This window comes from Streptomyces sp. P3, assembly GCF_003032475.1.
Classification (GTDB): Bacteria; Actinomycetota; Actinomycetes; order Streptomycetales; family Streptomycetaceae; genus Streptomyces.
The window spans coordinates 4535432-4554562 of the sequence record NZ_CP028369.1; the positions used below are offsets into that span (position 1 = coordinate 4535432).

General features: G+C 71.7%; 17 protein-coding genes. 13 read left to right on the top strand and 4 right to left on the bottom strand.

Annotated elements, in window-relative coordinates:
• Positions 1–86 precede the first annotated feature (86 nt).
• The gene (locus C6376_RS20420; RefSeq protein WP_107444752.1) at positions 87–1889 is read right to left on the bottom strand and encodes a glycoside hydrolase family 15 protein; all 1803 of its coding nucleotides are present in this window, start codon (positions 1887–1889) and stop codon (positions 87–89) included.
• Between the two features lie 469 nt (positions 1890–2358).
• Here C6376_RS20420 and C6376_RS20430 point away from each other — a divergent pair, with 469 nt between their 5' ends.
• From C6376_RS20430 to C6376_RS20480, 11 genes are all read left to right on the top strand, one after another.
• Complete coding sequence (locus tag C6376_RS20430; RefSeq protein ID WP_107444754.1) at positions 2359–4008, top strand: CTP synthase; 1650 nt, start codon at positions 2359–2361, stop codon at positions 4006–4008.
• Between the two features lie 91 nt (positions 4009–4099).
• Positions 4100–4726 carry an NUDIX hydrolase gene (locus C6376_RS20435; RefSeq protein ID WP_107444755.1) on the top strand — a complete coding sequence of 209 codons (627 nt, stop codon included), beginning with the start codon at positions 4100–4102 and terminating at the stop codon, positions 4724–4726.
• A 183-nt stretch (positions 4727–4909) separates the two neighbouring features.
• The gene (locus C6376_RS20440; protein ID WP_107444756.1) at positions 4910–6976 is read left to right on the top strand and encodes a tetratricopeptide repeat protein; all 2067 of its coding nucleotides are present in this window, start codon (positions 4910–4912) and stop codon (positions 6974–6976) included.
• A gap of 136 nt (positions 6977–7112) precedes the next feature.
• Positions 7113–8237 carry an alanine dehydrogenase gene (gene ald / locus C6376_RS20445; protein ID WP_173985690.1) on the top strand — a complete coding sequence of 375 codons (1125 nt, stop codon included), beginning with the start codon at positions 7113–7115 and terminating at the stop codon, positions 8235–8237.
• 402 nt (positions 8238–8639) lie between these two features.
• Positions 8640–9776 (top strand): ParA family protein, encoded by a 1137-nt coding sequence (locus C6376_RS20450; RefSeq protein WP_173985691.1) that lies wholly within the window; start codon positions 8640–8642, stop codon positions 9774–9776.
• The gene (locus C6376_RS20455) at positions 9761–10339 is read left to right on the top strand and encodes a hypothetical protein (protein ID WP_107444758.1); all 579 of its coding nucleotides are present in this window, start codon (positions 9761–9763) and stop codon (positions 10337–10339) included. The genes C6376_RS20450 and C6376_RS20455 overlap by 16 nt, the downstream gene beginning before the upstream one ends.
• Positions 10340–10786: 447 nt before the next feature.
• Complete coding sequence (locus tag C6376_RS20460) at positions 10787–11893, top strand: ScpA family protein (protein WP_107449077.1); 1107 nt, start codon at positions 10787–10789, stop codon at positions 11891–11893.
• Positions 11894–11946: 53 nt separating this feature from the next.
• Positions 11947–12516, top strand: coding sequence for an SMC-Scp complex subunit ScpB (gene scpB / locus C6376_RS20465; RefSeq protein ID WP_057579916.1), 570 nt, complete (start codon positions 11947–11949; stop codon positions 12514–12516).
• Positions 12516–13703: a pseudouridine synthase gene (locus tag C6376_RS20470; RefSeq protein WP_107444759.1), complete on the top strand. Its 1188-nt coding sequence runs from the start codon at positions 12516–12518 to the stop codon at positions 13701–13703. The genes scpB and C6376_RS20470 overlap by 1 nt, the downstream gene beginning before the upstream one ends.
• Positions 13704–13787: 84 nt before the next feature.
• Positions 13788–14537, top strand: a complete 750-nt coding sequence (locus C6376_RS20475; RefSeq protein WP_107449078.1) for an NUDIX domain-containing protein — start codon at positions 13788–13790, stop codon at positions 14535–14537.
• Positions 14534–15556, top strand: coding sequence for an ADP-ribosylglycohydrolase family protein (locus C6376_RS20480; RefSeq protein ID WP_107444760.1), 1023 nt, complete (start codon positions 14534–14536; stop codon positions 15554–15556). The genes C6376_RS20475 and C6376_RS20480 overlap by 4 nt, the downstream gene beginning before the upstream one ends.
• Before the next feature lie 79 nt (positions 15557–15635).
• Here the strand turns inward: C6376_RS20480 and C6376_RS20485 are convergent, their stop codons facing one another.
• The 3 genes from C6376_RS20485 to C6376_RS20495 are packed head-to-tail and all read right to left on the bottom strand — an operon-like array spanning position 15636 to position 17333.
• Complete coding sequence (locus C6376_RS20485; protein ID WP_107444761.1) at positions 15636–16055, bottom strand: Rieske (2Fe-2S) protein; 420 nt, start codon at positions 16053–16055, stop codon at positions 15636–15638.
• A complete protein-coding gene (locus C6376_RS20490) occupies positions 16052–16636 on the bottom strand; it encodes a DUF6529 family protein (protein ID WP_107444762.1) in 585 nt (194 codons plus the stop codon). Before C6376_RS20490 ends, C6376_RS20485 begins: the two co-directional genes overlap by 4 nt.
• A gap of 43 nt (positions 16637–16679) precedes the next feature.
• Positions 16680–17333, bottom strand: a complete 654-nt coding sequence (locus tag C6376_RS20495) for a hypothetical protein (protein ID WP_107444763.1) — start codon at positions 17331–17333, stop codon at positions 16680–16682.
• 186 nt (positions 17334–17519) lie between these two features.
• Between C6376_RS20495 and aroH the strand changes: the two genes are divergently transcribed.
• On the top strand, positions 17520–17882 hold the full coding sequence (aroH, locus tag C6376_RS20500; RefSeq protein WP_057579833.1) for a chorismate mutase: 363 nt from the start codon (positions 17520–17522) through the stop codon (positions 17880–17882).
• Positions 17879–18964, top strand: a complete 1086-nt coding sequence (locus C6376_RS20505) for a prephenate dehydrogenase (protein ID WP_107444764.1) — start codon at positions 17879–17881, stop codon at positions 18962–18964. Before aroH ends, C6376_RS20505 begins: the two co-directional genes overlap by 4 nt.
• Positions 18965–19131: the final 167 nt, after the last annotated feature.

Genomic DNA, 19131 nt, shown 5'->3' on the forward strand with positions numbered 1-19131 from the left:
GCTGATGACCTCCAGCGTAGGCGGGGACGATCCGGCGGTCCTGTTCAGCCGCCGGACGCCGCCCCCACGTCATGGAACCGAAAGACTCAGCCGCCGTACGCCCCGGACGCCGTCAGGCGCAGCGCGGTGTCGATCAGCGGGACGTGGCTGAAGGCCTGCGGGAAGTTGCCGACCTGGCGCTGCAGACGAGGGTCCCACTCCTCGGCGAGCAGACCGAGGTCGTTGCGCAGTGCCAGCAGCTTCTCGAAGAGCTTGCGGGCCTCGTCGACGCGACCGATCATCGCGAGGTCGTCGGCCATCCAGAACGAGCAGGCCAGGAAGGCGCCCTCGTCTCCGGGCAGGCCGTCGACGCCCTCGTCGCCGCCCGAGGTCGGGTAGCGCAGGATGAAGCCGTCCGCGGTGGACAGCTCGCGCTGGATCGCCTCGATGGTGCCGATGACCCGCTTGTCGTCCGGCGGCAGGAAGCCCATCTGCGGGATGAGCAGCAAGGACGCGTCCAGCTCCTTGGAGCCGTAGGACTGGGTGAAGGTGTTGCGCTCCTTGTCGTAGCCCTTCTCGCAGACGTCCCGGTGGATGTCGTCGCGCAGTTCGCGCCACTGCTCCAGCGGGCCGTCGGCGTCGCCGGACTCGATCAGCTTGATCGTCCGGTCGACGGCGACCCAGGCCATGACCTTGGAGTGCACGAAGTGGCGGCGCGGGCCGCGCACCTCCCAGATGCCCTCGTCCGGCTCGTCCCAGTGCTGCTCCAGGTAGCGGATCAGTTTCAGCTGGAGGAGGGAGGCGTAGTCGTTGCGGGCCAGACCCGTCATGTGGCCGAGGTGCAGGGCCTCGGTGACCTCGCCGTACACGTCCAGCTGGAGCTGGTGCGCCGCGCCGTTGCCGACCCGGACCGGGGCGGAGCCCTCGTAGCCGGGCAGCCAGTCCAGCTCGGCCTCGCCCAGCTCGCGCTCGCCCGCGATGCCGTACATGATCTGCAGGTTCTCGGGGTCGCCGGCGACCGCGCGCAGCAGCCACTCGCGCCAGGCGCGGGCCTCCTCGCGGTAGCCGGTGCGCAGCAGCGAGGACAGGGTGATGGCAGCGTCGCGCAGCCAGGTGTAGCGGTAGTCCCAGTTGCGGACGCCGCCGATGTCCTCGGGCAGGGAGGTGGTGGGGGCGGCGACGATGCCGCCGGTCGGCCCGTACGTCAGCGCCTTCAGCGTGATCAGCGAGCGGATCACGGCCTCGCGGTAGGGGCCGTGGTACGTGCAGTGCTCGACCCACTCGCGCCAGAAGTCCTCGGTCGCCTGGAGCGACTGCTCGGGTTCCGGGAGTGGCGGCGGCTGCTTGTGCGAGGGCTCCCAGGAGATCGTGAACGCGATCCGGTCACCCGGCGCGACCGTGAAGTCGGCGTAGGTCGTCAGCGCCTTGCCGTAGGTCTCGCAGTCCGTGTCGAACCACACCGAGTCCGGGCCCGCGACGGCCACCGTGCGGCCCTCGTGCTTGTGCACCCACGGGACGACCCGCCCGTAGGAGAACCGCATGCGCAGCGCGGAGCGCATCGGGACGCGGCCCGAGACGCCCTCGACGATACGGATGAGCTGGGGGGCGCCGTCGCGAGGGGGCATGAAATCGGTCACCCGGACCGTCCCGCGGGGGGTGTCCCACTCCGACTCCAGGATGAGCGAGTCGCCCCGGTAGGTGCGCCGGGCCGCGCGTGGCGGCGGCGCGTCGGAGGCGTGCGCGGGACCGAGGCGCCAGAAGCCGTGCTCCTCGGTGCCGAGCAGACCTGCGAAGATCGCGTGCGAGTCGAAGCGGGGCAGGCACAGCCAGTCGACTGTGCCGTCCCGGCAGACCAATGCCGCGGTCTGCATGTCTCCGATGAGTGCGTAGTCTTCGATGCGCCCGGCCACGTGCAACTCCAGTCGAACGGCCACGTCACCCCCAGGGGAAATGGGGGCTGTCGCTAGTGCGGTCAAGGGGTCGTTGGTAATGCGTCGTTGAGCGCTGAAGCAAAGCAGCCGCTCGGCCCTGGGGGCAAAACGCCGATTATTGCTCAGCGAACTGACGAGCTCTCGTTGTTCCGGTGGGATACGGGCTGGGGTGTGCCGTCTTGCCGGCCGGGCTCGGCAGCGAGTGTCCGAGCAGGATACGACGCACGTAGATGATCTGCGTGCCGCTCCCGGCAACGCGGGTGGGCCGAACGGGTGAGCAGCGAGTGAGGAACCGGTGTGCGGGCGGCGGCCCGTGTCGGCCCGTGCGCGGAGCGTGGCCGGAGGCCATCTCTCCGAGGCGCTGATACCCTGGTAGCCCGTGGACCGGTGGTCTCGAAGCCCCCGAACCGCACCCTCGAAACGCGACCACGGGAGCCCCCTCTTGGCCATGACGCCCAAATCCACGACGACCAAGCACATCTTCGTCACCGGGGGTGTCGCCTCCTCGCTCGGCAAGGGTCTGACGGCCTCCAGCCTCGGCATGCTGCTCAAGGCGCGCGGTCTTCGCGTGGTCATGCAGAAGCTCGACCCGTACCTCAACGTCGACCCTGGCACGATGAACCCCTTCCAGCACGGTGAGGTGTTCGTCACGAACGACGGCGCCGAGACGGACCTGGACATCGGACACTACGAGCGCTTCCTCGACCGTGACTTGGACGGCTCCGCCAACGTCACCACGGGCCAGGTCTACAACACGGTGATCGCCAAGGAACGGCGCGGCGAGTACCTGGGCGACACCGTGCAGGTCATCCCGCACATCACCAACGAGATCAAGCACCGCATCCGCCGTATGGCGACGGACGAGGTGGACGTGGTGATCACCGAGGTGGGCGGCACGGTCGGCGACATCGAGTCGCTGCCGTTCCTCGAGACGGTCCGCCAGGTCCGGCACGAGGTCGGCCGGGACAACGTCTTCGTGGTGCACATCTCGCTCCTGCCGTACATCGGTCCCTCGGGTGAGCTGAAGACCAAGCCGACCCAGCACTCGGTCGCGGCGCTGCGCAACATCGGTATCCAGCCGGACGCGATCGTGCTGCGCTGCGACCGCGAGGTGCCGACCGCGATCAAGCGCAAGATCTCGCTGATGTGCGACGTCGACGAGGACGCGGTCGTGGCCTGCCCGGACGCCCGGTCGATCTACGACATCCCGAAGACCGTGCACGGTGAGGGCCTGGACGCCTACGTCGTCCGCAAGCTGGACCTGCCGTTCCGCGACGTGGACTGGACGACCTGGGACGACCTGCTCGACCGCGTCCACAACCCCGACCACGAGATCACGCTCGCCCTGGTCGGCAAGTACATCGACCTGCCCGACGCGTATCTGTCGGTCACCGAGGCGCTGCGCGCCGGCGGCTTCGCCAACAAGGCACGCGTCAAGATCAAGTGGGTCACCTCCGACGACTGCAAGACCCCGGCCGGCGCCAAGGCGCAGCTCGCCGACGTGGACGGCGTCTGCATCCCGGGCGGCTTCGGCGACCGCGGCGTGCTCGGCAAGGTCGGCGCCATCCGCTACGCCCGCGAGAACAAGATCCCGCTGCTCGGCCTCTGCCTGGGCCTGCAGTGCATCGTGATCGAGGCCGCGCGCAATCTGGCCGACATCGGCGACGCGAACTCCACCGAGTTCGACTCCGCCACCGCCCACCCGGTCATCTCCACCATGGCCGAGCAGCTCGACATCGTCGCGGGCGAGGGCGACATGGGCGGCACGATGCGGCTGGGCATGTATCCGGCCAAGCTCGCCGAAGGGTCCATCGTCCGCGAGGTGTACGACGGCAAGGAGTACGTCGAGGAGCGGCACCGGCACCGCTACGAGGTGAACAACGCCTACCGGGCCGAGCTCGAGAAGAAGGCGGGCATCCTGTTCTCCGGCACCTCCCCGGACGGCAAGCTGGTCGAGTACGTCGAGTACCCGCGCGACGTCCACCCCTACCTGGTCGCCACGCAGGCGCACCCCGAGCTGCGCTCGAGGCCCACGCGTCCGCACCCGCTGTTCGCCGGCCTGGTGAAGGCGGCGGTCGAGCGGAAGACTTCGAAGTAACACACCAGTTGTACGGTGGCCGGGGTGCAAACCTTCAAGGGTGGGCACCCCGGTTTCGTTTGCGCAGGTGGCACGTGGGAGGACGCACGGCATGACGATCAAGGACACCCCCGAGGCGTGGGAGATCCGGGCGACGACGACCCCGTTCACGGGAGGCAAGACCGCCGTCCGCACCGACGAGGTGGTCATGCCCGACGGGTCGGTGGTGCGCCGGGACTACCAGGTGCACCCCGGGTCCGTGGCCGTCCTCGCCGTCGACGACGAGGGGCGGGTGCTGCTCATCAAGCAGTACCGGCACCCGGTGCGGCAGAAGCTGTGGGAGATCCCGGCCGGCCTGCTCGACGTGCCGGGCGAGAACCCGCTGCACGCGGCGCAGCGCGAGCTGTACGAGGAGGCGCACGTCAAGGCGGAGGACTGGCGGGTTCTCACCGACATGTACACGACCCCCGGCGGCTGTGACGAGTCCGTGCGGATCTTCCTGGCCCGCAACCTCTCCGAAGCGCAGGGGCGGCGTTTCGAGGTGGAGGACGAGGAGGCCGACATGGAGCACGCGCGTGTGCCGGTCGCAGAACTCGTCCGGGCCGTGCTGGCGGGCGACGTGCACAACGCCTGCCTCGTCGTCGGCGTCCTGTCGCTGGCCGCCGCGGAGAACGGCGACGGGCTCGACGCGCTGCGCCCGGCGGAGGCGCCGTGGCCGGCGCGGCCGTTCGAGGCCTGAGCCCGCCTTCGGGCCCCCTCCCGCACCCTCGCGGTGTGACGATCGGCTGATCCGATCGGGGGACCTCCGGGCCCTGCCCGACGTGCTGCTCCCGGAACGTCGCAGAGCGTGAACTAGGCTCGGGAACAGCCCGAACCGGAGTCCCGGCGGGCTGGCGCGTGCGGTGGGACGGGAGTGTGGCCCGTGACGGATCAGGCAGTGGACACAGGCGGCGTGCAGCTGTCCGGACACGCTGCGACAGAGGGCCATTTCCTGGGCCGTACCCGGGAGTTGAAGGAACTGCGCGCCGACATCGAGCGCACCGGCCTGGACACCATCTCCGGGCGGAAGGCGCCCCGCGCGCGGGTCCTGCTCATCGCCGGCCGGCCGGGCTCGGGGCGCTCCGCGCTCGCCGGGGAACTCGTACGCCAGGTCGCCCACCGCTACCCGGACGGCGTCCTGCGCGCCCGCCTCGCCGAGCCCGACGGCACACCTGTGCCGGTCGAGCGCGCCGCCCGCGAACTGCTCGCCGCACTGGACGTGCCCACCCCGCCCGGCGCGGACGAGGACGACCTCGCGTCCCTGCTGCGCCAGACCCTCGCGGAGCGCCGCGCGCTGCTCCTGCTGGACGACGCCACCGGCGCCGAACAGGTCGACGCCCTGCTCCCGGACGCCCCGCAGTGCCTGCTCGTCGCCGTGTCCGCCGGCCCCCTCACCGGCATCGCGGACGTCCGTCCCTGCACCCTCGGCGGCCTGGACACCAAGTCCGCCCTCGACCTGCTGACCCGCTACACCGGCTCGGTCCGCATCACCGTGGACCCGCGCTCCGCCGAGCAGCTCGTGGAGGCGTGCCAGGGTCAGCCCGCCGCGCTTGTCCTGGCCGGCGGCTGGCTCGCCGCCCGCCCCAAGGCGGCCGTCGCCGACCTCGCCAAGCAGCTTCACGCGGAGGGCGACGAGGGCACCCCGCTCAGCCGCGTCTTCCGCCTCGTGCACACCGCGCTGCCCGCCTCCGCCGCCCGGATACTGCGACTGCTCTCCCTGGCCCCGGCCGGCCTGGCCGACCCGCACACCGCCTCCGCGCTGGCCGGCTGCTCGGTGAGCACCGCCCGCACCGCCCTGGACGACCTCGTCGCCCGAGGCCTGCTGCGGGCCCTGGACTCCCCGCTGGTCCAGTACGAGGTGCCCGGCTGCCTGCACTCCCTGCTGCGGACCGCCGCCGAGGCCCACGAGCGCCCCGCCGAGCTCCAGCTCGCCCGCGCCCGCATGCTGGAGCGCACGGTGCGGCTGCTGCAGTCCTGCCGGGCCAGCACCGAGACCGACCGTCCCCAGGCCCGCGAGAAGCTCCAGGCCATGCCCCGGGCGCTGCGCTTCCCCACGCCGCGGGCGGCCGCCGACTGGCTGCAGGCCCGCCGCCCGGCCCTGCTCGCCTCGGCCCGCCTCGCGGTCGCCGACGGGGACCTGGACACCCTTGCCCGCCGCCTGATGTCCCAGCTGGTCAGGGCGATGGTCGCGCATGTCGGCACCCAGGCCGCCGCACCGGACCTGTACGGGATCCACCAGCTCGTCCTCGACGTCGCCGAGCGCCGCCGGCTGCCCCGGGAGAAGGCCGCCGCGCTGCTGAACCTGGCCGACGTCGACGCCGGGACCGGGCGCACCGCGGAGGCGCTGGTGCGCTACCGGGCCGCTCTGGACGCCGGGCGCGAGGCGAACGACCCGTACGCGATCGGCCGCGCGATGGAATCCGTAGGCGGCGCGCATCTCGAGCTCGGCGACTACGACCGGGCCGCGGACTGGTTCGGCCGGGCCCTGGCCCAGCGCCTGGCCCGCGACGAGCGCGCCGACGCCGCCCGCCTCTACGGCCGTATCGCCACCGCGCACACCTATGCGGGCCGCTACGGCGAGGCGCAGCGGGCCTGGCGGGCCGCGGTCGCCGGACACCGCAAGAACGACGATGTGGGCGCGCACGCAAGGGCGTTGAGCGAGCTGGCCCGGGTCCAGGAGTACGCGGGCCGCCCCGAGGAGTCGCTGCGCACCTGCCAGGAGGCGTCGGAGTGGGCCGGGCGGGCCGAGGACACGCGCCTGCAGGCCGCGTTGCAGCTGAGGCTGGCCGACACCCTGGAGCGCCTCGGCGACCCGGTGGCGGCCCGCCTGCACCGCGGCGCGGCCGAACGCATCCTGGGAGAGGCGCCGTCGGACGGCCCCGAAGAGCCCGATCACTCGAAGAACGCCGAAGATGCCTGCGAAATCCGTAGCGCATCTCCGAAAGATTGATGCAATGAAAGGCTAGACAGCGGGAACGCCTTCATTAGACTGGCTCTGCCGCACGTTCTCCTGCGGTACGCCCCGGTGCGTCCTGTATCTCCGGGAATGTCATTGCTGTGCCCCCACACCCTCTGAGCCAAGGACCGTGATCGACGTGAAGGTCGGCATCCCCCGCGAGGTCAAGAACAACGAGTTCCGGGTGGCCATCACCCCCGCCGGTGTGCACGAGCTGGTGCGCCACGGTCACCAGGTCGTCGTCGAACGAGGCGCCGGCGTCGGTTCGTCCATCACGGACGAGGAGTACGTGGCGGCCGGGGCGCGCATCCTGGAGACCGCCGACGAGGTGTGGGCCACGGCGGACCTGCTGCTGAAGGTCAAGGAGCCCATCGCCGAGGAGTACCACCGCCTCCGCAAGGACCAGACGCTCTTCACCTACCTGCACCTGGCCGCGTCCAAGGAGTGCACGGACGCGCTCGTCGCGTCCGGGACCACCGCGATCGCCTACGAGACCGTCGAGCTGCCGAGCCGCGCGCTGCCGCTGCTCGCCCCGATGTCCGAGGTCGCGGGCCGGCTGGCCCCCCAGGTCGGCGCCTACCACCTGATGCGCGCCAACGGGGGCCGCGGAGTGCTGCCGGGCGGCGTCCCGGGCGTACTGGCCGCCAAGGCGGTCGTCATCGGCGGCGGCGTCTCCGGCTGGAACGCCGCGCAGATCGCCATCGGCATGGGCTTCCACGTGACCCTGCTCGACAAGGACATCAACAAGCTCAAGGAGGCGGACAAGGTCTTCGGCACGAAGATCCAGACCGTCGTCTCCAACGCCTTCGAGCTGGAGAAGGCCTGCCTCGAGGCGGACCTCGTGATCGGCGCCGTCCTCATCCCGGGCGCCAAGGCCCCGAAGCTGGTCACCAACGAACTGGTCTCCCGGATGAAGCCCGGAAGTGTCCTTGTCGACATCGCGATCGACCAGGGTGGCTGCTTCGAGGACTCCCGCCCGACCACCCATGCCGAGCCGACCTTCCCGGTCCACAACTCGGTCTTCTACTGCGTCGCCAACATGCCCGGCGCGGTCCCCAACACCTCCACCTACGCCCTCACCAACGCCACGCTGCCCTACATCGTCGAACTCGCCGACAAGGGCTGGGTCGAGGCGCTGCGCCGCGACGCCGCCCTGGCGAAGGGTCTCAACGCCCATGACGGCAAGGTCGTTTACCGCGAGGTCGCCGAGGCGCACGGGCTGGAGCACGTGGACCTGGACTCCCTGCTCGGCTGAGCCGGAGGAGCTAAGTCACCTTTTCGTAAAGGCGATACGTCAACAAGGCGCGTCAACCGCGCACACCCGGCCGGACCTTGCCCGACAAGGTCCGGCCGGATGTGTGTATGGTCACTTTGCGGCTCTCGGCCAACTCGCCTCGAACGTAACGCTTCGACCGATTCGCACACCGGTGAATCCTGCCGTGCGACGGCCGTACGCCCTTGACAGCGTGATGTTTCATTGCCGACACATCGGGCCGGGTCCGGCGGATTGTGTTGCTGCGGACGCCCGACACGCCATAGAGTCGCCAACCGTCGGCATGGTGCCACGCTGACCTTGTCTAGAAGTTTCCTGGTCACCAAGGAGGTAAGACGACTTGTGAATGAGTCGACATTTGCTCCCGGGGGTGGTCAACCAGGAATGCGTACGCGGGGCCCGGGTTCCGCGGGGCTCGAGGCTGTCGGCTCCGTCGCTGTCCGAACCTTCGCAGCCCACCAGAGCCAGAGCAGCCCCCAGTTGGCTCTGTCAGCACTCCAGAGCATGGATGGCCATTACGTGAACGCCATGGCCGGCGACGGAAGTGGCGCGCCCCACAACCACTTCGCCGACTACGACGAACTGCCCGACGGGCACTTCTACGACCCCGACGCCGAATACGAGCCGGATCCGGAGTACGCGGCCACGCTCGCGCCCGACGCGGCCCGACAGCGCCGTGAGCGCGTCGGTCCGACCGGACGCCCGCTGCCGTACTTCCCGATCCCGGGCCCGCTGACCGAACACGGCCCCGCGAAGATCATCGCGATGTGCAACCAGAAGGGCGGCGTGGGCAAGACCACGTCGACCATCAACCTGGGTGCCGCGCTCGCGGAGTACGGACGGCGCGTGCTGCTCGTGGACTTCGACCCGCAGGGCGCGCTGTCGGTGGGACTCGGCGTCAATCCGATGGAGCTCGACCTCACCGTCTACAACCTGCTCATGGAGCGGGGCATGGCGGCGGACGAGGTGCTCCTGAAGACCGCGGTCCCCAACATGGACCTGCTGCCCAGCAACATCGACCTGTCGGCCGCCGAGGTGCAGCTGGTCTCCGAGGTCGCGCGCGAGTCCACGCTCCAGCGTGCGCTCAAGCCGCTGATGGACGACTACGACTACATCGTCATCGACTGCCAGCCCTCGCTCGGTCTGCTCACCGTCAACGCCCTGACGGCCGCCCACAAGGTGATCGTGCCGCTGGAGTGCGAGTTCTTCGCGCTGCGCGGTGTGGCCCTGCTGACCGAGACCATCGAGAAGGTCCAGGAGCGGCTCAACCCCGAGCTGGAACTCGACGGGATCCTGGCGACCATGTACGACTCGCGCACCGTGCACAGCCGCGAGGTGCTCGCACGGGTCGTCGAGGCCTTCGACGACCACGTCTACCACACGGTCATCGGGCGCACGGTCCGCTTCCCGGAGACCACGGTCGCCGGTGAGCCGATCACCACGTACGCGTCCAACTCCGTCGGCGCCGCCGCCTACCGTCAGCTCGCCAGGGAGGTGCTCGCCCGGTGTCACGCCGAGTGAGTCTGCCGGGGGCCGACGAACTCTTCCGTACGACAGGGGGAACGGCGCTTCAGCCGTCCGCACCCCGGCGCAACGCCAACGGCGAGGCCCGGGTGCCCGCGCCGGCCGGCGAGAGCGACGGGGTGGCGGCCGGCGGCGCGCAGGACGCGCCGCAGGCCGTGCCCGCGCAGGGCGGCGACGGTGAGGGCGCCGAGCACGTGGCGGCCGACGCCGGCCCGGCGGACGCCGGGGAGTCCCGCACCAGGGGCACCCCCGGTGAGCGTGCCGAGCGCCGTCAGGGTGTGCAGGAAGGTTCTGCCTCCGCCGACGACCAGCCGCGCAAGCGCGGACGGCAGGCTTCCCGCCGGCCCAGCGGCCGGGAGCGGCACGACGAGAAGATCACCGTCTACGTCTCCGCCGAGGAGCTCATGGATCTGGAGCACGCCCGTCTGGTGCTCCGGGGAGAGCACGGGCTGGCTGTGGACCGGGGGCGCATCGTCCGCGAGGCGGTCGCCGTGGTCCTCGCCGACCTGGAGAGCCGCGGGGACGCCAGCATCCTCGTACGACGACTTCGCGGGCGGTAGCGGTAGCCTGCGGAGGCCATGACCTCGAACAACGCCTCCGCCCCCGGCCCCGGCGCAGCAGCCGGCCGTCGGCGAGCGCTGGGGCGGGGGCCGGGCACGGCGCCCACCGATCCGCAGCCCGGTACAGAGCCGGTCGTGACGGATTCGGTCGCAGCGGAAACGGTTCCGGAGCCGGTCGCCATCGAGGCGATCCCGGGAACCGTCACCATCAAGGCGATCCAGGGACCGGTTGTCGCAGAGCCCGCCGCTCCTGAGCCGGAAGTGGGCCGGGAACCGGTGCCTGAAGACGCCGCCGCCCCGGAACGGGAAGCGGCCCGGGAAGCGGTTGCTCCGGAGGTTGCCGACCCGGAGCCGGAAACGGGCAGGCAACCGGTTGCCGCGGACCCCCCCGCCCTCGAGCCGAAAACAGGTTCGGAACCGGTTGCCCTCGACGTCGCCGTCCCGGAACTGGAAACGGGTTCGGAACCGGTTGCCGCGGAATCCGCGCCGCCGGAGCCGGAGCCGGAGCCGGAGCCGGAGCCCGAGCCGGAGCCGGAGCCCGAGCCGGAAACGGGCCGGGAAGAGGTTGTCCCGCATGCGCTCACCCGGGATCCGGAAAGAGGTGCGGAACCGGGTCCCCCGGTAACCGTCGCCGCGGGAACCGCAGCAGCTCCGGGCATCGCCGCTCCTGGAACCGTCGCCGCGGGAACCGCAGTTCCGGGGGCTGTCCCCGCAGGTTCCGTGGCAGCCGCTGAGGCGGTGCCCGACGGTGTCTTCAAGGTCCGGCTCGCCAACTTCGAGGGTCCCTTCGACCTGCTGCTCCAGCTGATCTCCAAGCACAAGCTGGACGTCACCGAGGTCGCGCTGTCGAAGGTCACCGACGAGTTCATGGCGCACATCAGGGCGATGGGCCCCGACTGGGACCTGGACCAGACGACCGAGTTCCTGGTCGTCGCCGCCACCCTGCTCGATCTGAAGGCCGCGCGGCTGCTGCCCGCCGCCGAGGTCGAGGACGAGGCCGACCTGGCGTTGCTGGAGGCCCGGGACCTGCTCTTCGCCCGCCTGCTGCAGTACCGCGCCTACAAGCAGATCGCCGACATCTTCACGCACCGGCTGGAGAGCGAGGGGCGCCGCTACCCCCGCACCGTCGGGCTCGAACCGCATCACGCCGAGCTGCTGCCCGAGGTGGTCATCAGCATCGGCGCGGAAGGGTTCGCGAGACTCGCGGTCAAGGCGATGCAGCCGAGGGCCAAGCCGCAGGTGTACGTGGACCACATCCACGCGCCCTTGGTGAGCGTGCAGGAGCAGGCGGGGATCGTCGTCGCACGGCTGCGTGAGCTCGGCGAGGCCAGCTTCCGGGCGCTGGTGGCGGACACCGACGACACCCTCACCGTCGTCGCCCGTTTTCTCGCGCTGCTGGAGCTGTACCGGGAGAAGGCCGTCGCCCTCGACCAGGAGACCGCGCTCGGCGAGCTGCTGGTGCGCTGGACCGGCGGGGACGGGGACGCGCAGCCCAGGGTCACCGACGAGTTCGACCGGCCTCCCGAGGAGCCCGGGAAGGAGACGAAGACGTGAGCGAGGAGACCGTCGCCGCACTGGATCTCAAGCCGGCCCTCGAGGCCGTCCTGATGGTCGTCGACGAGCCCGCGACCGAGGAGCATCTCGCGAAGATCCTCCAGCGGCCCCGGCGCAGCGTCGCGGACGCGCTGCGCGAGCTGGCCGACGAGTACACCGTGCAGGGGCGCGGTTTCGAGCTGAGGCTCGTCGCGGGCGGCTGGCGGTTCTACACCCGGCCGGAGTTCGCGGCGGCCGTCGAGGGGTTCGTCCTGGACGGCCAGCAGGCCCGGCTCACCCAGGCGGCGCTGGAGACCCTGGCGGTCGTCGCCTACCGCCAGCCGGTCAGCCGCAGCAGGGTCTCCGCGGTGCGCGGAGTGAACTGCGACGGTGTGATGCGCACCCTGCTCCAGCGCGGTCTGGTGGAGGAGGCGGGCGCGGAACCCGAAACAGGTGCGATCCTGTACGTGACGACGAACTACTTTCTGGAGCGGATGGGCCTGCGCGGTCTGGACGAGCTCCCGGAGCTCGCGCCCTTCCTGCCCGAGGCGGAGGCGATCGAGGCCGAGACCCAGGAGGGCGTGCCGTCGTTCGATCCGGACGCTCCGGATTCCGAGGACGCAGACGACAAGACGGAACTTTGATGCGAAGCAGCAGCGGCAGGAACAGCAGCGGAAACAACGGCGGGAGCCGTGGTGGCAACAGCGGCGGCCGCGGCGGGAGCAGCGGTGGTCGTGGCGGGAGCGGCGGTGGTGGCCGCGGCGGAAGTGGCGGCGGCCGCGGCGGGAGCAGTGGTGGCCGCGGTGACTACCGCGGCGCCGGGAACGCCCGCGACGACCAGCAGGGCGCCAGGCCGAAGAACCCGCGCCCCGAGGAGCGCCGCTACGACGTGGGTCCCGGCGGCAGCCACGAGGGCCCGAAGTCGGGGCGCGGCGCCTCCGCGCGCGGCGGCGCGAAGGGCGGCCCCAAGCAGGGGCAGGGCACCGGGCGCGGCCGTTGGGTCCCGGCGACCTCGCGGGAGTACGAGGCGCGGGCCGAGGAGCGCAACCGCGAGCGGTACGCGGGCAGGAAGGACGTCAGGACACCCAAGACCTTCCCCGGCGCCGAGCAGGAGGGCGAGCGGCTGCAGAAGGTCCTCGCACGCGCGGGCTACGGCTCCCGGCGTTCCTGCGAGGAGCTGATCGAGCAGGCCAGGGTCGAGGTCAACGGCGAGATCGTCCTGGAGCAGGGCAAGCGGGTCGACCCGGAGAAGGACGAGGTCAAGGTCGACGGCCTGACCGTCGCCACGCAGACGTACCAGTTCTTCTCGCTGAACAAGCCGGCCGGCGTCGTCTCCACGATGGAGGACAACGAGGGCCGGCAGTGCCTCGGCGACTACGTGACCAACCGCGAGACGCGGCTGTTCCACGTCGGCCGGCTCGACACCGAGACCGAGGGCGTCATCCTGCTGACCAACCACGGTGAGCTGGCGCACCGGCTGACCCACCCCAAGTACGGCGTGAAGAAGGTCTACCTCGCGCACATCGTGGGCCCCATCCCGCGTGACCTGGGCAAGAAGCTCAAGGACGGCATCCAGTTGGAGGACGGGTACGCGAAGGCGGACCACTTCCGGGTCGTCGAGCAGACCGGCAAGAACTACCTGGTCGAGGTGACCCTGCACGAGGGCCGCAAGCACATCGTGCGCCGGATGCTGGCCGAGGCCGGCTTCCCCGTCGACAAGCTGGTGCGCGTCGCCTTCGGGCCGATCACCCTGGGCGACCAGAAGTCGGGCTGGCTGCGCCGGCTGTCCAACACCGAGGTCGGCATGCTGATGCAGGAAGTCGACCTCTAGGACGCGAATCCCGGACCCCGGGGCTTGTGCGAAGCGACACCCCCTTTTTATAGTCGTGGTGACTATTAAGAGGGGGTGCTCGTCATGCAGGGCCACGACCGGCACACCAACGACGGGCGCGCCTACGACAAGCACGCCTACGAGCCCTTCGCCGTCACCGTCGATCTCGCCGTCCTCACGCTCCGCGCGGGCGCCCTGCACGTGCTGCTCGTCGAGCGCGGGCAGGAGCCGTACGCCGGCCGGTGGGCGCTGCCCGGCGGATTCGTGCTGCCGGACGAGTCCGCCGAGACGGCCGCCCGGCGCGAACTCGCCGAGGAGACCGGCCTGAAGGACGTCTCCGGGCTGCACCTCGAGCAGCTGCGCACCTACAGCGAGCCCGGCCGCGACCCTCGTATGCGGGTCGTCTCGGTCGCGTTCGCCGCGCTGCTTCCCGACGCGCCCGAGCCGATGAGCGGCGGCGACGCGGTCCAGGCGCGCTGGCAGCCGTACGACGACGTCGAGCCGCTCGCCTTCGACCACGACCGGATCCTGGCGGACGCCCACGACCGGGTCGGAGCCAAACTCGAGTACACCTGTCTCGCGACCGCCTTCTGCCCGCCCGAGTTCACCCTCGGGGAGCTCCAGCAGGTCTACGAGACGGTGTGGGGGACCGGCCTCGACCGGCCCAACTTCCGTCGCAAAGTCCTCGCCACCCCGGGCTTCGTCGAGCCCGTCCCCGGCGGCGCGCGCCTCACCGGCGGCCGCGGCAAACCCGCCGCCCTCTACCGGGCGGGGGCCGCCACCGCGCTCCACCCGCCCCTGCTGCGACCGCCCCGGGAAGGACGTTCCGCATGACCACCTCGACCACCGTCCGCAAGCGCGCCACCGGATCCCTGCTGGGACTCGCCCTGGGGGACGCGCTCGGGTTTCCGACCGAGTTCGACGACGTTCCGTCGATCCTCGCCAAGTGCGGGCCCTGGCGGGAGATGGAGCTCCCGGCGCGCGCCTTCGTCTCCGACGACACCCAGATGACCCTGGCGGTCGGGCGCGCCCTGCGCAGCGCCATGGACCGCGGCCTGCTCGTGCCGGACTCCCTGGTGCCGCAGCTGCGCAAGGAGTTCGTGGCGTGGAACCGGTCGCCGGACAACAACCGGGCCCCGGGGCGCACCTGCCTGACCGCGTGCGACCTGCTCGAGGACGAGACGCGGCGGTGGCAGGACGCCAGTCAGATCGGCTCCAAGGGCTGCGGCGCCAACATGCGCGTCGCCCCGCTAGGCCTCGTCCCCGGACTCAGCGACGAGCAGCGGGCCGGCGCAGCCCAGCTGCAGTCCGCCCTCACCCACGGGCATCCCACCGCGCTCGCCGCCTCCGACCTCACCGCACACGCCGTCCGGCTGCTCGCGCAGGGCGCCGACCCCGCCGCGCTGGTCGGGCTGCTGCGCTCGTACGCCCTCGACAACCGGTCCCACTACCACCACCGCTGGCTCGGCGACCTGTGGACCCGCAGCCAGGATCCGAGCCCGGAGCACTTCATGACACGCGGCTGGGACGAGTGCCTCGCCGTGCTGGAGCGGCTCCAGGAGACGCTGCGCCGCCCCTCGCCCGAGACCGACCCGTGTCTGGCCGCGGGGGAGGGGTGGATCGCCGAGGAGGCCCTGGCCGCCGGTCTGCTGTGCTTCCTGCTCTTCCCCGACGAGCCGGTCACCGTGCTGCGCCGGGCCGCCTGCTCGTCCGGCGACTCCGACTCCGTCGCCTGCCTCGCGGGCGCCTTCGCGGGCGCGCACGTCGGCGCCGACGCCTGGCCCACGGCGTGGGCGGACCGGATCGAGTACCACGGCGAACTGATGACGCTCGGGGCGCTCTGGGACCAGTGAGCCACCGACCCGGCCCGGGGCCACGCCGGACGGGCCACGCCGGACGGGCCACGTCGGACGGGTTCGGGGCGGGGCGGGTTCAGGCCAGCCGGATCGAGCCGCCCACGACGGTGATCCGCTCGCCGGGCAGCGGCGTCGGCGCCGGGCCGCGGGCCACCGAGCCGTCCGCGACGCGGAACTCGCTCCCGTGGCAGGGGCACTGGATCAGACCGTCGGCGACGGTGGCGACGGTGCAGCCCTGATGGGTGCAGATCGCGGAGAACGCCTTGAAGTCGTCCTTCGTCGGCTGTGTGACGACGACCTTCTCGTCGGCGAAGATCTTGCCGCCGCCGAGGGGAATGTCGCTCGTCTTCGAGAGCTCCTGGCCCGCGGAGGCGTTCGTGGATCTCGTGGACGACGACGAGCTGTCGTCGCCGTACCGGCTGCAGCCCACGGTGAGCGCCGCTGCCGCGCCGCCCGTCGCGAGGAGGACCGTGCGTCGTGTCGCGGGGGAAGTCATGTCGTCACTCCGAACGTGCGGAAGAACCAGAGGGCCGAGGTCAGCCAGACGACCGTCAGCACGGCGAAGACGAGTCCGCCGACGAGCGGCAGCAGCCATCCGGGGAGTCGCTCCCAGCGGAGCAGCAGCATCTTGGCACTGAAAGCACCGAAGAAGAAGCAACCCAGGACGGAGTGCCACATCACGCGCGTTTCGTACGTCTGCCAGCCGAGCGCGTACAGGCAGTGCACCGCAACCGGGACCGCGATCAGGAAGGCCGCGCGGCCCGACCAGCGGTGCAGCCTGCCGGACCAGGCGGGGCCCGGCAGCTTCCCGTACAGCATCAGCGCCGAGACCAGCTGCACCAGCGCGAAGAGCATCGCGGCCGACGCCAGCCACGACTTCACCGCACCCGTGCTGCTGAAGCCGGCCAGGTTGAAGGCCGTCCCGGCCGGGTCGTGGACACGGCCGTACGCGCCCAGGGCGAGCGCCACCGCGGCGGCGACGAGCGCCGGGACCAGGTAGCCCGCCGGACGCGGGCCGCGCGGTGCGGGCCCGGGGCCCGGGAAGCCCTGGGTGGCGGCGTTCGGGTCCACAGTCATGGTCGCTCCCTGCTCGTAGGGGGTCAGGGGTTGTCAGGGTTCGTCAGGGGGTCGCGGGGCGGGCCGTGAGCCGCTGCCCGTCGACCGTCACCGCGCCGGTCTCCGGGTCGATGCGGGGGGCGGGCGAGGGCTCGCCGTCCCGGTTGACGACGCCCACCTGGCTGCCGTCCTTCAGCACGATCCAGCCGCCGTCGATCTTCGCGGAGCGCACGGTGGCCGTCGCCCGCCACAGCCCCGACGGCTTCTTCGCCCGCTCCACGGTGAAGGCGTGGCGCGTTCCGCTCACCTCGACCGTGCCGTCTATTCCCTTGCCGTCCTCGAGGGTGCCCTCCAGCTTCGCGCCGTGGCTGCCGGTGAGCCGCAGGGTCCCGTCGTCCTCCACGTCGCCCCTGAGCCACGACTCCTGGGTGCGGCCGTCGCAGAAGTACGCGATCGCCCGGTCGCCGCGGACGGAGACGGCGACCGCCGCCGCGTCGTCGTCCGTGCGACCGGCGTAGTCGGCGTCGGCGGCCCGGGGGCGGGAGGGGGTCGGCGCTGGCGTGGGGGAGGCCGAGCTGCGGACGGGGGCCGGGCTCGGAGACTGATCCTGGTACGAGGAGGAGGCCGACCTCGTCCCCGTGGTCGCGTTGAGCGTCAGCAGGAACGCGGCGAGCACCAGTCCCGCGAGAAGGGTGAGCAGGGGTCCGGGACGCTTCATGTCGGGCCCTCCCCGATGCGGGTGTCCTGCCGTCAGAGTGCCATGACAGCGCAGGCGGCACCCGCCGTAAAGGGCGTACGGGGGTGCAGTCGTCTCGGCACGCGGGCTGTGCGCACCGCACTCACGCCGTCTGACTACGCTGGATGCAGCAGAAGCCGTAGTCCAGCACTTCAAAGGAGCAGCGCCGTGGCGGTACGAGCGGTCCGGGGAGCCGTCCAACTTCAGCGGGACGACGCCGGCCACATGGACGAGCAGGTCGGCGCCCTCCTCACCGCCGTCATGGAACGCAACGCGCTCAGCGCCGACGACCTGATCAGTATCTGGTTCACGGCCACGCCCGACCTGCACAGCGACTTCCCGGCGGCCGCCGCCCGCAAGCTGGGCATCGTCGACGTGCCGCTGATCTGCGCCCAGGAACTCGACATCGAGGGCGCCATGCCGCGGGTGGTGCGGATACTCGCGCACGTCGAGTCGGACACCCCGCGCGCCGACATCAGCCACGTCTACCTCGGCGCCGCGGCCGCCCTGCGCAAGGACATCGCCCAGTGAGGACCGCGCTCGTCATCGGAACCGGGCTGATCGGCACGTCCGCGGCCCTGGCTCTCGCCCAGCGGGGCGTCGTCGTCCACCTAGCGGACCACGATCCCGAGCAGGCCCGTACGGCGGCCGCGCTCGGCGCCGGCACCGACGAGGAGCCGCAGGGGCCGGTCGACCTCGCGATCATCGCCGCGCCGCCCGCCCACGTGGCCGGCGTCCTCGCCGGCACGATGCGCCGGGGGGCGGCCCGCGGCTACCTCGACGTGGCCAGCGTCAAGGGCGGGCCGCGCCGCGAGCTGCAGGCGCTCGGCCTCGACCTGTCGGCGTACATCGGCAGCCACCCCATGTCGGGCCGGGAGAAGTCCGGACCGCTGGCCGCGACCGGCGACCTCTTCGAGGGGCGGCCCTGGGTGCTGACGCCGACCCGGGACACCGACACCGAGGTGCTGAACCTCGCCCTGGAGCTGGTCTCGCACTGCCGGGCCGTCCCCGTGGTCATGGACGCGGACGCCCACGACCGCGCCGTCGCCCTCGTCTCCCACATGCCGCACCTCGTCTCCAGCATGGTCGCGGCCCGGCTGGAGAACGCCGAGGAGGCCGCCGTGCGGCTGTGCGGGCAGGGCATCCGGGACGTCACCCGGATCGCCGCCTCCGACCCCCGGATGTGGATCGACATCCTGTCCGCGAACCCCGGGCCGGTCGCCGACCTGCTCACCGACGTCGCCGCCGACCTGGAGGAGACGGTGCAGGCGCTGCGGGCCCTGCAGTCCCCCGACGACGCCGAGCGCCGGGCGGGCGCCGACGGCGTGGCGAACGTGCTGCGCCGCGGCAACGCGGGCCAGGTACGGGTCCCCGGCAAGCACGGGGCCGCTCCGCGGGCGTACGAGATCGTCGCCGTGCTGATCGACGACCAGCCGGGCCAACTGGCCCGCATCTTCGCCGACGCCGGGCAGGCGGGGGTGAACATCGAGGACGTCCGCATCGAGCACGCGACGGGACAGCAGGCGGGTCTCGTGCAGCTGATGGTCGAGCCGAAGTCGGCGGTGGTGCTGTCGTCGGCGCTGCGGGAGAAGGGCTGGGTCATCCGTCAGTAGCCGGCGGACCGCCGGACGGGCCGGGTGATGCGGGCCGGCGCCGTGAAGCGGGGGCGTGGCCGCGCCGTGGAGCGCCGGCGCGGGGCGGCGTGCGGAAGGCGCGGCCGGACGAGTGACCTGCGGCCGGTAACCTGGTACGGGGCACAGTCGCGCCCCGTACCTCCACC